This window comes from Cellulosimicrobium composti (assembly GCF_009711085.1).
Lineage (GTDB): Bacteria > Actinomycetota > Actinomycetes > Actinomycetales > Cellulomonadaceae > Cellulosimicrobium > Cellulosimicrobium composti.
In genome coordinates, this window is sequence record NZ_WMKA01000108.1 from 1 (window position 1) to 1,215 (window position 1,215).

Consider the following 1,215-nt stretch of genomic DNA (forward strand, 5'->3'; position numbering starts at 1 on the left):
ACCCACTCACACCGACACCCCTACTGGGAAAGGCTCAATGACCTCGGAATGATCGCGCAGAGCGATTGCATGGGCATCAACGTGAACCGGCCGTTCCCTGGCCCAGGGTCTCAATCGATGCCGATCGTCGGGGCGCACCGGAACATTCGGGTGCCTACGTGCACCTTTACAACACAACCCAGCACAGTTGTTGAGTGGAAGGAAGGAATCTCGACTGGGTGCGTGCAGCTCTAGTCGACGACTGAAGAGCAATTGCGGCCTGTCGCCGATCCGGCGACAGGCCGCATCTTCTTGCCTGCATATAATGCGACGACCACCGCACCGCCAATTGCCGCAACCGACAGGCACGCTAGCGTAACCTGCCGCGCAGGTGCCGCGAGAACAAAGATCTGGCTCACGTCACCCTCGACACCCGGCCATTCACAACGCAACGTCGCGTCACGCCAACTCACTTCGGCTCTGATCGGCAGGTCCTGTATTGCCCCGGCAGTGCTTTGTGAATGTCGGTCGAGGCACGCGCCTTCAACACCGTCTCCCGCCCGAAGTGCCGCGTATGTTGGGAATAGTAGGGCAACCAGGGATGCGAGCGACACCAATGTGAGCACAATGGCGATCGACATCCTCGCGCTTATCTCGTTCAAGAACGCTCCCCTCGCGCGGACGGGCAGACGGATGGACGGACTGTCGTCATACACATCCTAGGTCTACGACGGGGACCGTCATTCGATCAGCCTCTGTCTACGGGCCTCGCCGGAGCTGACTCCCGTGGTGATGGTCCAGAGCATGCGCCTCACCCCCCGGGGGTGAGGTCACCGACACGTGAGGCGGTGCACTGTGCGGCGCGAAGTTCACCGTGCAAGCTCGCGATCTGGAGGCGCAGGTCGCGGTTCTGTCGTGTCAGCTCGGTGATCCGGACGTGGGCGAGTTCGAGTCGGCGACGCATGGACTCGGCCGTGGCTGGGGTGATGGTGGTACCCATGCGTGGTCGGGCCCTTCCGTCACGGGCCGCGTGGATCGCGTCCAGCAGGTCGGGTTGGGTGTAGACCCAGGATCGAGTGACCTGGGCAGTGCGGGCGAGGAGAGAGACGTTCGGGGGCCGATCGCTGGCCTGCAGCACTCGGAGGGCTTCGTCGGCGCGGGCACGGGTGTCGCGGGCTCGGCGCTGGGCTGCGGCGCGTAGGTGGTGGGTGTTGTCAGCCCGCATCCGGGGCCTCC

The 1,215-nt window shown here is 64.0% G+C and carries 1 protein-coding gene; it reads right to left on the reverse strand.

Going from position 1 to position 1,215, the window contains the following annotated elements:
* Window positions 1-790: 790 nt before the first annotated feature.
* On the reverse strand, window positions 791-1,215 hold a 425-nt coding region (locus tag GJV82_RS20355), incomplete at its 5' end, for a hypothetical protein (RefSeq protein WP_225873506.1).